Source organism: Acidovorax sp. ST3 (assembly GCF_003231145.1).
GTDB lineage: Bacteria > Pseudomonadota > Gammaproteobacteria > Burkholderiales > Burkholderiaceae_C > Acidovorax.
Map to the genome: position 1 here is coordinate 102558 of NZ_QKVP01000002.1, position 12034 is coordinate 114591.

Here is a 12034-nt window from a genome sequence, read left to right on the forward strand (position 1 = left end):
GGTTCGCACGCTCAGGCGGCGGGCGACTTGCTGTTGTTCTTGGCTTCCTTGCGATCACCCGCAATCTCGGCCTTGGCGGTCATGGGCACAGGCTGGGGTGCGACCACGGCACCGGGGCGCACGCGTTGCAGGCCGGCGACGACGATGTTTTCGCCCGCCTTGAGGCCCGAGGTGACCACGCGCAGGCCGTCAATCGGCGCGCCCAGGGTGACCTCGCGGTACTCGGCCTTGTTGCCCTCGCCCACCACCATCACGAACTTCTTGTTCTGGTCGGTGCCCACGGCACGCTCGTTGATCAGCAGCGCCTGCGTGTTGCGGGCCTGGCCCATGCGGATGCGGGCGAACTGTCCGGGGATCAGCGAGCCGTCTTCGTTGTCGAACACGGCGCGCACGCGCACGGTGCCGCTCTTGGCATCGACCTGGTTGTCGATGAGCTGCAATTTGCCCACATGGGGCGTGCTACCCGCGGTGCCCGTGCCCATCTGCACGGGGATGCGCTCGATGAGCTGGCGGGCGCTGTGGCCTTTGGAGCCGCTTTGCAGGTCTGCCAGCGCCTTCACCACGATCTGCTCGTCGGTATCGAAGCTCGCATAGATCGGGCTCACGGACACCAGCGTGGTTAGCACCGGGGCGCCCGCACCGGCCGCCACCAGGTTGCCCACGGTGACTTCGATGCGGCCCACACGGCCGGCCACGGGGGCGCGCACCTGGGTGTACGAGAGGTTCAGCTTGGCGGTCTGCAGCGCAGCCTGGGCCGCACGCAGGTTGGCATCGGCCTCGCGCTGGGCGTTCAGGCGTTCGTCATACTCGCGCTGGGCAATGGCTTTTTCGTCCAGCAGGCGGGTGGCACGCTCCAGCTCGCTGCGGGTGTACGACAGGCGGGCCTGCGCGGCCACCACCTGGGCTTCGGCGCGGTCCACCTCGGCGGCGTAGGGGGCCGGGTCCACGGTCACCAGCAGGTCGCCCTGCTTGACCAGCGAGCCTTCGCGGAAGTGCACGGCCTGCACAGCACCCGAGACACGGGGGCGTACATCCACGCGCTGCACGGCTTCGAGTCGGCCAGAGAACTCGTCCCACAGGGCGATGTCTTTTTGCAGCACGGCGGCTACCGACACCGGCATAGCGGGCGGTGCGGCGGGGGCGCTATCTGCCTGCGCCACGGGCGCCTGGAACACCAGAACGGCAGCCGCCACGGTGGCCGTCAAGGCCGTGGCAAGGGTGGCCAGACCCAGGGGGCGGCGCTGGGAGAACTTGGAGAAGGATGGGAAGTTCATGGTCACTTTCGATCAGTAGGTGTGCCCTTGTGAAGCACGCTGTGAAATGGGTCTGCCGTGCGCTGGCGCCTGTGGGCTGCGCTAGGCAGGGGTCAATGCAAAGGGGGCGGGATGCAGTCTCGGCAATGACACGGTGGAAAGGTCAATACCCCGGCGACAAACACCAGGGCGGCCTGCAGGGAATCGTCAAAAGACGGTGCGGCCGGGTGCGCTGTGACAGTCGCCCCAGGCCGGTGTGGTCAGGAATGCATGCATGGTGTGTTCTTTCCTCCGTGTTGTTTGAATGGCTAACGTGGGCCGCAGGACGTGCGGAGCGGGTAACGCCAGGCAAGCGCTTCCCCTCCGGCACGCCAGGCCGGAAATCAAGGTGCAAAAAGGGAGTGGGGCTCGCGCAGAGCCCGCGTTTCTCCGCCTCCACCGGGGTGGAGGTCAGCAGCAGTCAGGGGTGTGAGAAGGTGTCAGGGGCCGTCGTCAGGACGGCACCGGACTTCGCGTGGCGGCAAAGAACTGCCGGAACTGCTCTTGCGCCCCCGCCGCACACGGACATTCGTGCGGGCCAGTCTGCAGCAGGGCATCGGGCCATTGCGGGTTCTTGGAGAACACATGGCGGGTGACCTGCAGGCCGGCGGCCTCCAGCCGGGCCGCATAGGCCAGCGCCTCGTCGTGCATGGGGTCGGTGTCGCCCACCAGGATCAATGTGGGCGGCAGCCCCGCAAGGCGCTGTGCACCGGCTGGCACGGCATAGGGGTGCTCGGCATCGCGCGGGCAGCGCAGAAAGTTGCGCCAGCCCTCGGTCCACTTGCAGCCCGTGGAATCGCCCGTGGCCTCGCGCAGCGACGCGGTGCCCACGCAGGGGTCCAGCATGGGCGACAGCAGAATCTGCCCGGCCAGCGGAGGGTGCGACTGGTCGCGTGCCATCAGCGCCACAGCCGCCGCCAGGTTGCCCCCGGCTTCTTCGCCCGCCAGGTACACGGCAGCGCCCTGCCCGCCAAGCTTGGTGCGGTGCTTGTGCACCCACTTGAGCACCCCGTAGCCCGTGTCCACCGGCTGCGGAAAGGGCGTGAGCGGATACGCGACCGACACCACCACCGCCCCGGCACTCTCTAGCAGCGAGGCCACGGTGCAGCCGTTGTCCAGGTCGCCCGACATGAAGGCCCCGCCATGGAAGTGCACGACCACCGGCGACGTGTGGCCGGTCTTCTTGCGGCCGTACATGCGCACCGCCACGTCCTGACCCTGGGCCACCTCAATGGTGGAATCAGTGCAGACGGACGAAGCCGCACCAGACGCCTTGGCAGGCGCCGCAGCGGGCTGCGTGGGCAAAGAGGACGAGGACGGGTGGTCGGGCTGCATGGCAGGTACCCAGTAGGTAGGTGATGAGGTGGAGGATCGGTTGACGATGGATGAAATGTAGTGGCTTGGGCTTTTCTGATAAACAGGTCAAACACCACCGCACTGTTTCCAAAAGCTCAACAATCAAACCAGGGTGCCCGTGTGAGAATTCCTCAGCACCCAATCTGGGTGCTGAAGACTCAAGGAGAAGCCATGGACCAGATTCAGGCCATGCGCATATTCGTGCGGGTGGTGGAGGCCGGCACGTTTACCCGGGCAGCGGATTCGCTGAACCTGCCCAAAGCCACGGTGACCAAGCATGTGCAGGCGCTGGAGGAGCGGCTGCGCGTGAAGCTGCTCAACCGCACCACGCGCCGCGTGACCGTGACGCCCGACGGCGCGGCCTACTACGACCGCACCGTGCGTCTGCTGACCGACCTGGACGACATCGAGGCCAGCATGACCAACGCGCGCGCCAACCCGCGCGGGCGGCTGCGCATCGACGTGGGCACGTCAGTGGCGCAGTTGCTCATCATTCCGCACCTGGCGGAGTTCCACGCCCGCTACCCGGACATCCAGGTGGACCTGGGCGTGAGCGACCGCACGGTGGACCTGATCGGCGACAACGTGGACTGCGTGATCCGGGGGGGCGAGCTGAGCGACCAGTCGCTGGTGGCGCGCCGCATCGGCAACCTGGAGTTCATCACCGTCGCCGCACCCGACTACCTGGAGCGCAAGGGCACCCCCACGCACCCGCTGGAGATCGAGGAGAAACACGCCAGCGTCATCTACTTCTCGCCCCAAAGCGGGCGGCACTACCCGCTGGAGTTTCGCCGGGGGGATGAGTCCATCGACATCACCGGCCCCTACCAGCTGAGCGTGAACGAAGCCAATGCCTACGTCACCTCCATCGTGGCGGGCCTGGGCATTGGCCAGATCACCAGCTGGCAAGCCCAGCGCTACCTGGACAGCGGAGCCCTGGTGCAACTGCTGCCCGACTGGACCCAGCCCTTGCTGCCCGTATACGTGGTGTACCCCCCCAACCGCCACCTGAGCGCCAAGGTGCGCGCCTTTGTAGACTGGGCGGCCGAGCTTTTTCAGCGGGAAGACCATCTGCAACGCAAAGCCTGACCTCACTTTGAGCCGCTTTGCGTCGCCCCTCTGAGGGTGACGCGAACCGTGGCCTGGCAGGGCCAGCTCTGCAGTGGCACCGCTGGGTTTCCTGCCTGGGGCACACGACGGGGCCACCTTCAGATCGTGGACACGTGCTCAGTCTGTATGCTTGGCACCATGAGCACCCCCGAGACCCCGCCACCCGCCCCTCCAGCCAGCAAGCCCGCCCAGCCGCGCAATCCCCTGCACGGCGTGACACTCGAAGCTATGGTCGTGGGCCTGGCCGATTACTTTGGCTGGGATGAACTGGGGCGACAGATTCCCATCCGCTGCTTCCAGATCGACCCCAGCGTGGGTTCCAGCCTCAAGTTCCTGCGCAAGACGCCGTGGGCGCGCGAAAAGGTGGAAAGCCTTTACCTCTTCATGCTGCGCGACCAGCGGCGCAACGCGCAGGACTGACCCAGCCCCCGCGCCGCCCCCTTTCTGGGCTGTCTCAGTCGCCGGACGCCACCAGAAAATCGCGGCTGATCCCGCCGCCCAGGTCGTTCACCCGGTCCAGGAACTGCGTGAGGAACGCGTGCAGGCCCGTCGCCAGGATCTCGTCGATGCGGCCGTACTGCAGGTCGGCCAGCAATCGCCCTGCCCTGCGGCTGGTCTCGGCAGACTGACCGTTGGCCAGCACGGCCAGGTTGTCCACCACCTCGCGCAGGCACGCGTGCAATGAGCGCGGCATGTCGCGGCTCAGGATCAGCAGGTCGGCCACGCGGCCGGGCGTGATCACGTCGCGGTAGACCTTGCGGTACACCTCGAACGCCGACACGCTGCGCAGGATGGCGCTCCAGTGATAGAAGTCGCTCTCCTGGTTACGGTCGCTGGGGCGGCCGAAGAAGTCGTTCTTCACAGCGTGGAACTTCACATCCAGCAGACGCGCGGTGTTGTCCGCCCGCTCCAGGAAAGTGCCCATGCGCAAAAAGTGAAACGCCTCGTCCTGCAGCATGGTGCCCAGCACCACACCGCGCGACAGGTGCGAGCGGTACTTCACCCACTCAAAGAACTGGCCCGGGTCGCGCTCGAAGGCGCCGCCTTCCAGCTGCCGGTGCAACTCCAGCCAGGTCTGGTTCTGCGTCTCCCACACCTCGGTGGTGAGCGCCCCGCGCACGGCCCGCGCGTTCTCGCGCGCAGCACGCAGGCACGACAGGATGGACGACGGATTGTTGCCGTCGCGCACCATGAATTCGAGCACGTTGGCGGGCGTGACTTCGCCGTGCTTGGCGGTGTAGGCCGGGATCAGTTCGCTGATGGACAGCAGGCCTTCCCAGCCCGCCTGCGCTGCGTCGGCGGACTGCGGCAGCAGGGACATTTCATAGCTCACATTGAGCATGCGCGCGGTGTTCTCTGCCCGCTCTGTATATCGCGACATCCAGAACAAATGGTCGGCGGTGCGGCTCAGCATCTCAGAACCCTCCTTGCGTTTGGGTCATGCCGCCCAGAGTCTGCGACTGTGTCATGGGCGAGGTGCTACGGCCCTCGCCCAGCACCCAGGTGTCCTTGGTGCCACCACCTTGCGACGAATTCACCACCAGCGATCCCTCCTCCAGCGCGACGCGCGTGAGCCCGCCTGCCACCATCTGCACCTCGCGGCCGCTGAGCACGAAGGGGCGCAGGTCGATGTGGCGCGGGGCAATGCCGCTTTCCACATACGTGGGGCAGCTGGAGAGGCTGAGCGTGGGTTGCGCGATATAGCCCGAGGGGTTGGCGATCAGCGCACGGCGGAAGTCTTCGATCTCGGCCTGCGTGGCGGCCGGGCCGATGAGCATGCCGTAACCGCCTGCACCATGCACTTCCTTCACCACCAGGTCCTTGAGGTTGGCAAGCACATGCTGCAGGTCGTCCGGCTTGCGGCACATCCAGGTGGGCACGTTTTTCAGGATGGGCTCTTCGCCCAGGTAGAAGCGGATCATCTCGGGCACATAGGGGTAGACCGATTTGTCGTCCGCCACGCCCGTACCCACGGCGTTGCAGATGCCCACGTTGCCCGCGCGGTAGGCCTCCATGAGGCCATAGCAGCCCAGGGTGGAATTGGGGCGGAACACCTGCGGGTCGAGGAAGTCGTCGTCCACGCGGCGGTAGATCACGTCCACCCGCTGCAGGCCGCGCGTGGTGCGCATGTAGACGAACTTGTCCTTGACGACCAAGTCCTGCCCCTCGACCAGCTCCACGCCCATCTGCTGCGCGAGGAAGGCGTGCTCGAAGTACGCACTGTTGTGCATGCCGGGCGTAAGCACCACCACCGTGGGCTCGTCGGCCGTGGCCGGGGCGCTGGCGCGCAGGGTTTCGAGCAGCATGTCGGGGTAATGCGCCACGGGCGCCACCTTGTGCAGGCTGAAAAGCTCGGGGAACAGTCGCATCATCATCTTGCGGTTTTCGAGCATGTAGCTCACGCCGCTGGGTACGCGCAGGTTGTCTTCGAGCACGTAGTACTCGCCGTTGCCCTGGGCATCGGGGGCGCGCACGATGTCGATGCCGGCAATGTGTGCGTAGATGTCTTGCGGCACATGCACGCCGGCCATCTCGGGGCGGTACTGCGCGTTATTCAGGATGAGGTCGGCGGGCACGATGCCGGCGCGGATGATGTCCTGGCCGTGGTACACGTCGTGGATGAAGCGGTTGAGCGCCGTGACGCGCTGCACCAGCCCCTGCTGCATGCTGGCCCACTCGTGGGCGGGGATGATGCGGGGGATCAGGTCAAACGGAATCAACCGCTCGTTGCCCGCACCGCCCTCGTCCTTGGCGCCGTACACGGCAAAGGTGATGCCCACGCGCCGGAAGATCATCTCGGCTTCGGCCCTGCGGGCCTGCATCACGTCAGGGGGCTGTTTGCTCAACCATTGCGCGTAGCGCTTGTAGTGTTCCCGCACGTCGCTGCCATCAAACGGCAGCATGGCGTACATCTCGTCAAATTTCTGCATGAACGGGCCTCCTGCAGTCAGGATAGCAAGTTGTGAGCCCGCCCCCGCACAACACCCCTGGCGGCGCTGCGCCATGGGCCCCGATTCAGCCGTCCCGTGGCACCATGCGGTGCTGCCAGTAGTGCTCGCCGGTGTCGCGTTCGCAGGCCACCTGGCCAGGCTGTGACGAGGACCACCGGGCCGCCCCGCAGCGCGACGACTCCACCACCACAATCTGGCGCGCGCGGTAGCGCTGCAGCACATCCGGCGCCGGATGGCCAAAGCGGTTGCGATACCCGGCTTGCACCAAAGCGGTGCGCGGCTGGACGGCCTCCAGAAAAGCCGACGACGACGAGGTCTTGCTGCCATGGTGGGGCACCAGCAGCACATCGGCCCGCACCGGTGCGCCACGCGCCAGCAGGGCCTGCTCCTGCGGTGCCTCAATGTCGCCCACCAGCAAGGCCGACGCGCCCTCGGTGCCTGCGGCGGAAATGCGCAGCACGCAGCTGAGCGCATTGGGGCGCGGTGGCTTGGCCGCCCCTCGGGCGTCGTCACCAGGCAGAGGGTGCAGCACCTCGAACGCCACGCCGTCCCATTCCCAGCGCTGGCCCGCCAGACAGGGGCGGCTGGGGCGCAGGCGCTGCAGGGCGTGCTCAGCTTCGATGGAGCCGGTGAGTTCGGCGCGGGGCTGCTGGGCCAGCACGGCCGCTGCGCCGCCCGTGTGGTCGGCATCGCGGTGGCTGAGCATGAGCACATCCACCTGCTCGCCCAGCGCCCGCAGCAGCGGCACCAGCACGCGGTGGCCTGCGTCGCTCTCGCGGCTGAAACGCGGCCCGGCGTCGTACAGCAGGGTGTGCGCGGCCGTGCGCACGAGCACGGCATTGCCCTGGCCAATGTCGGCGGCCAGCAGATCAAATTGCCCCGCTGCGGGCCGCGCGGGCTGCCACCACAGCACCGGCAGCAGCAAGGGCAGCGCCAGCAAACGCAGGCGCAAAGGCAGGCGCATAGCCAACAGCGCACCCCCGGCCACCGCCGCCACGCCCGCCCAGAGCGGCGCTGCCGGCAAAAACACGGCGGCCCAGGGCCACTGCGCCAGCCACTGCAGCAATGCGGTGAACGGCTGCAGGCTGAGGGCTGCCGCGCTCCACAACGGCGCCCACAGCACGCCACCCAGCGCGAGCGGCGTGACTACCAGCGTGACCCAGGGGATGGCCACCAGGTTGGCTACAAAACCCACCAACGACACCTGCCCAAACAGCAGCAAGCCCAGGGGCGTGAGCGCGAGCGTGACCACCCATTGCTCACTCACCAATGCATAAAAATGGCCTGTAGCGCTAGTACCGCTTGCCTCAACAGCTATCGTATTAGCAGCAAACAGCACGCCCACCGCCACAAAACTGAGCCAGAAGCCCGCCTGAGCCAATGCCCACGGGTCCAGCAACACCACGGACCCGCAGGCCAGCAGCCACACCTGCGGCCAGGGCCAGCGGCGCCCGCTCAGCTGCAGCAGCCCCACGATGGCCAACATGGTCACGGTGCGCTGTGCGGGCACGCCCCAGCCGCTGAACAGCGCGTACGCCGTGGCCAGCAGCACGCCCGACACCAGCGCTGCAGACTGCGCTGGCACCGCGAGGCTCAGCCGGGGCGAGCGCCGCCACAGCGCCCTCACCACCAACGCGGCCAGCCAGGCAAACAGCGTGATGTGCAGGCCCGAAATGCTCATGAGGTGGGCCACCCCGGTGGCGCGGAACACATCCCAGTCCGCGCGGTCGATGGCGCGCTGGTCGCCTGTGACCAGTGCCGCCACCACGCCTGCAGTGCGCGCGCGAGCCGCGTCGGCGTTGTCATCGCCCGACCCATCTTGCCCAAACACCAGGCGCTCCAGGATGGAGTCCCGCACGCGCTGGCGCAGCTGCTCCACCGAGTACTGCCAAGTGGCGGCCACACGCACCGGTGGCTCATCCTTAGGACCGGCGCGCACATAGCCTGAGGCCTGCACGCCCTGCTCCCACATCCAGAGTTCGTAGTCAAAGCCGTGCGGGTTGCGCAGGCCGTGGGGCGCCTTCAGGCGCACGGTAATCTGCCACCGCTCGCCAGCCCGCACAGGCGCGGGCTGGCGTTGCAGGTCCAGCACCTCGCCCCCACCGCCAAAGGCGCCGCCATACCAGGCCACGTCGATCTGCGGAGGCATGGCCACGGGTGAGCCATGCAGCGTTGCAGCCTCCACCGCCATGCGCCAGCGGGTGCCTGCCTCGTTGACCTGCGGCATGGCAGCCACCACGCCGGTGATGCGCAGGTCCTTGCCCTCCAGTGCGGCAGGCAACGCCTGGGCCTGGTAGGCCACGGCCCGCAGGCCGGTGCCACCAACCATGGCCAGCGCCCCCGCCAGCAACATCAGCCAGGGCGACATGGCGATCACACTGCGAGCCCGGCGCAGCCCGGGGTTCCGCCGCGCGGCAGCCACCGCACCACCGCCCAGCAGCAGGCCAGCCGTCAACAACCACCCGTAGGCCGCCGCAGACCACAGCGCGGGCTGCTGCAGTTGCAGCGCCGCCCCGGCCACCATGCCCAGCAATACAGCGGGCAGCAGCCACGGACGCGGGGGCAACGGCCCCTCCACCCCCTGGCCTGTGGCGGACAGCGGCGCGGCATTAGGGGCGCTTATGGTGGACATGCACTGATGCTAATGCGCCGCCAGGGGCTGCCCCATCGGCGCGGGGGCGAGGTGCTGTGTAACACTTACCGCGCTCGGCGGCCTGCGCACCAGGCTGCCCTCGTCTATCCACCCGCACTTCCTAACGAGGACCACCATGAGCGTTTACGACAAGCTGAAAGAACTCAACATCACCCTGCCCCCGGTGTCGGTGCCCGCCGCCGCCTACATGCCCTATGTGCAGACCGGCAACCTGGTGTTTCTGAGCGGCCACATCGCCCGCAAGGACGGCAAGCCCTGGGCCGCACAGTTCGGGCGCGACATCGGCACCGAAGAAGGCAAGCAGGCAGCACGCGCCGTCGCCATCGACCTGATGGGCACGCTGCAAGCCGCCTGCGGTGGCGACCTGAACCGGGTCAAGCGCATCGTCAAGGTGATGAGCCTGGTGAACTCCACCGGCGATTTCACCGAGCAGCACCTGGTGACCAACGGCGCCAGCGAACTGCTGGGCCAGGTGTTTGGCGAAAAGGGCGTGCATGCCCGCAGCGCCTTTGGCGTGGCCCAGATCCCCATGGGCGCGTGCGTGGAGATCGAACTGATCGCTGAACTGGCCTGACCTTCAGCCCTCCAGCAAAAAGCCCTTGGCATCGCTGCCAAGGGCTTTTTTGTTGCCAGTTTTCAGTTGCCTGCCACCCGCAAGTCCCGCCAACATGGTGTGCAAAAGGCGACGTGCACGCTGACTCGGAGCCGGAGCGATCCCAGCACCCGTCAGAAGGACTCCCAATCCTCCTCGGCTCCCGCCGCAGCGCCCTGCTTCGCGTTTTTCTGACTCCCCGTCTTGGCGACCCATGAGGGAGTAGGTGCCTTGGCCAGCGCAGCAGAAGTGTTGGTGGTGCCGATGCGGGCCGCTGAAGCTGCAGTACCGCCAGCGGCGGGCGCTGGAGTTGCGCGGGCTGGAGACAGGCTGGCGGTGACCTTGGCGGCGCCGCGCGCCGCACCGATGGCGGCCTGGGCTGGGCCGTAGCTGGCGGCGTTCACCTTGAACATGGACACCTCGCGCGCCAGATGGTCGGCCTGCTCGCGCAGGCTCTGCGCTGCCGCAGCGCTTTCCTCCACCAACGCGGCGTTCTGCTGGGTCATCTGATCCAGGTTGCTGATCGCCTTGTTGACCTGCGACACCCCCGCGCTCTGCTCGGACGATGCGGCGGTGATCTCGCCGATCATGTCGGTCACGCGCTGCACCGACTGCACGATGTCGGTCATGGTCGTGCCCGCGTCAGACACCAATCGCGAGCCGGTCTCCACCTTCTCGACCGACGCGCTGATGAGCTGCTTGATCTCCTTGGCCGCCTCGGCACTGCGCTGCGCGAGGCTGCGCACCTCGCTGGCCACCACGGCAAAGCCACGCCCCTGCTCGCCAGCCCGCGCGGCTTCCACGGCCGCGTTCAGCGCCAGGATGTTGGTCTGGAACGCAATGCCGTCGATGACACCGATGATGTCCGCGATCTTCTTGCTGCTGTGGTTGATGTCCTCCATGGTGGCCACCACCTGGGTCACCACCTCGCCGCCCCGGCGTGCCACGCCAGTGGCCCCCGCCGCCAGGCTGCTGGCTTGCTGGGCGCTGCCCGCACTCTGCTGGATGGTGCTGGTGAACTCCTCCATCGCGGCGGCAGTTTCCTGCAGGTTGCTGGAGGTTTGTTCGGTGCGGGCCGACAGATCCTGGTTGCCGGTCGCGATCTCGGCGCTGGCAATGGCAATGCTGTCCGTACTCTGGCGCACTTGGTGCACCATGCGCCCCAGGGCGTTGCTCATGGCATAGAGCGAGCGCAGCAGGTCGCCAAACTCGTCGCCGCGCGTGACGGACTCTTGCTGGCTCAGGTCGCCGCCTGCAATGCGCTCGGCCAGGCCATGGGCCTGCGCCAGCGGCCGCTGGATGCTGCCGATCAGGTAATACGCCCCCACGATGATGGCGAGCAGAAGGAGGGCCACGGCCACCGCCGCGATCTTGACGGTGAGCATGCGCTCGGCCGCCATGGCTGCCTGCGTGTCTGCGGCGTTCTTCTGCTGCTGGGCCACGAACTCGCGCAGTGCCGTGAGGTAGGCCACCACGGACGGGTTGTACTTCTGATTGATCAGCGTCACGGCCTGATCTTGCTGGCCGTCGCCCTTGAGCTTGCGGGCCTCGCCACGCAGGTCGATCATGGCCTTGCGGGCGGCCGCGATCTTGTTCATCTGGGCCTTGTCAGCGTCGGACAGGGCCATGGATTCGAGCGACTTCTGCACCTCGCTGATCTGGGCCGAAGTGGCCGCAATGACGTCCTTGAACTCGGCCTCCACCGCCGGGTCGTTGCTCACGATCAGCGCCTGGGTGCGCGCGGCATTGGTTTCGGTCAACCCCGACCAGCGCAGGGCGGCCTGCACCCGCGCCTCCATCTCCTTGCTCACGGCATCGGCCTGGGCTTGCACTTTGGCCGAACGGTAGGCCGCAAACCCCACCACGGCGACCAGCATGACCACGATCAGAATCACAGCCAGCCACAGCTTGTGGGCCATCCTCAGTTGTTTGGGCATGGAGGTCTCCTGGAGTGTGTTTGTCACGAGATGTTGCTCGCTTTCCGACAATTGCACAAACCAGGAGCGGCCGCATGAGGGTCATCCCCAAGCGCCACTGGGCGCGCAGCCAAAGGCGCAGGGTGCGTCAAACGCGTTTCGCG

Annotated in this window: 9 protein-coding genes; 3 read left to right on the forward strand and 6 right to left on the reverse strand. The window is 67.2% G+C overall.

Features of this window, described 5'->3' with window-relative positions; all coding sequences use genetic code 11:
* Positions 1-11: 11 nt before the first annotated feature.
* Both DNK89_RS05395 and DNK89_RS05400 read right to left on the reverse strand, forming a co-directional pair.
* Positions 12-1274, reverse strand: coding sequence for an efflux RND transporter periplasmic adaptor subunit (locus tag DNK89_RS05395; RefSeq protein WP_110959267.1), 1263 nt, complete (start codon positions 1272-1274; stop codon positions 12-14).
* Positions 1275-1745: 471 nt separating this feature from the next.
* Positions 1746-2627 carry an alpha/beta hydrolase gene (locus DNK89_RS05400; protein ID WP_203422207.1) on the reverse strand — a complete coding sequence of 294 codons (882 nt, stop codon included), beginning with the start codon at positions 2625-2627 and terminating at the stop codon, positions 1746-1748.
* A gap of 192 nt (positions 2628-2819) precedes the next feature.
* Between DNK89_RS05400 and DNK89_RS05405 the strand changes: the two genes are divergently transcribed.
* Complete coding sequence (locus DNK89_RS05405; protein WP_110959268.1) at positions 2820-3737, forward strand: LysR family transcriptional regulator; 918 nt, start codon at positions 2820-2822, stop codon at positions 3735-3737.
* 159 nt (positions 3738-3896) lie between these two features.
* Complete coding sequence (locus DNK89_RS05410) at positions 3897-4178, forward strand: VF530 family DNA-binding protein (protein WP_110959809.1); 282 nt, start codon at positions 3897-3899, stop codon at positions 4176-4178.
* 34 nt (positions 4179-4212) lie between these two features.
* Here DNK89_RS05410 and DNK89_RS05415 read toward each other — a convergent pair whose 3' ends face one another.
* From DNK89_RS05415 to DNK89_RS05425, 3 genes are all read right to left on the reverse strand, one after another.
* Positions 4213-5172 carry an alpha-E domain-containing protein gene (locus DNK89_RS05415; RefSeq protein ID WP_110959269.1) on the reverse strand — a complete coding sequence of 320 codons (960 nt, stop codon included), beginning with the start codon at positions 5170-5172 and terminating at the stop codon, positions 4213-4215.
* A gap of 1 nt (position 5173) precedes the next feature.
* Positions 5174-6688 carry a circularly permuted type 2 ATP-grasp protein gene (locus DNK89_RS05420; RefSeq protein WP_110959270.1) on the reverse strand — a complete coding sequence of 505 codons (1515 nt, stop codon included), beginning with the start codon at positions 6686-6688 and terminating at the stop codon, positions 5174-5176.
* Between the two features lie 85 nt (positions 6689-6773).
* Positions 6774-9341: a DNA internalization-related competence protein ComEC/Rec2 gene (locus DNK89_RS05425; RefSeq protein ID WP_110959271.1), complete on the reverse strand. Its 2568-nt coding sequence runs from the start codon at positions 9339-9341 to the stop codon at positions 6774-6776.
* Between the two features lie 136 nt (positions 9342-9477).
* Between DNK89_RS05425 and DNK89_RS05430 the strand changes: the two genes are divergently transcribed.
* Positions 9478-9936 (forward strand): RidA family protein, encoded by a 459-nt coding sequence (locus DNK89_RS05430; RefSeq protein WP_110959272.1) that lies wholly within the window; start codon positions 9478-9480, stop codon positions 9934-9936.
* A 152-nt stretch (positions 9937-10088) separates the two neighbouring features.
* Here the strand turns inward: DNK89_RS05430 and DNK89_RS05435 are convergent, their stop codons facing one another.
* Positions 10089-11891, reverse strand: coding sequence for a methyl-accepting chemotaxis protein (locus DNK89_RS05435; RefSeq protein ID WP_110959273.1), 1803 nt, complete (start codon positions 11889-11891; stop codon positions 10089-10091).
* Between the last annotated feature and the right edge of the window lie 143 nt (positions 11892-12034).